Below are 661 nucleotides of genomic sequence, written 5' to 3' on the forward strand. Positions count from 1 at the left end.
TATTATCTCCACGTTTGGTCTTTTATCTTTTATATCTGTTGGCACCATTCCAGCATAACCTTGAAGAACTATTTTCATACCAAGTGCTTTCATTTTTCTTTGCATTTTTCTTGCAAGTTCTGTTCTAACTTCAAACCATTGGTCTGGAAGAGGACCTCCGAAAGTACCCATGTTGCCCATGTATTGCCAAGCCATATATGCTGGTCCTACTAACCAATTTTTTATTTCAATAATGTCATATCCAAGTTCCCCTAAAAATCTTCTCCACACTTCATCTTGAGCATTTAGATCTAAAACAAGATTTACACCATTTAACGCTAACCAATCTAACCAAACTTGCCATTGCTCATCACTCCAAAATGCCATAGTATAAGAGAATGTGCAGTAATTGTGTGCATATCTTATTTCATATGGAGTTTCTTTTCTAATAGACACATCTAAACTTGGTGCAATTATCGGCATTTTTACTGGGTCACCAAACTCTGTAATTTGTACTTTACAAAAGTATTTTAAATAATAATTTAATCCTGTTGTTAAAGAAACACCGTTATTTCCTTCAATTTTAATTTTTCCATTATCACCATTTGAAATTTGGAAATAGTCTAAATTATTTGTATTAGCTTTAATACTAAAATCAAACCAATTAATATACTGAGAACCT

At 32.2% G+C, this 661-nt stretch carries 1 protein-coding gene; it reads right to left on the reverse strand.

Translation table 11 applies throughout. The annotated features are described in order from the left end of the window. Positions 1 to 661: alpha-N-acetylglucosaminidase TIM-barrel domain-containing protein (locus GBZ86_RS16550; RefSeq protein ID WP_207707487.1), on the reverse strand; the 661-nt coding region annotated here is incomplete at both ends.

Source organism: Clostridium tarantellae (assembly GCF_009295725.1).
GTDB classification, from domain to species: domain Bacteria; phylum Bacillota; class Clostridia; order Clostridiales; family Clostridiaceae; genus Sarcina; species Sarcina tarantellae.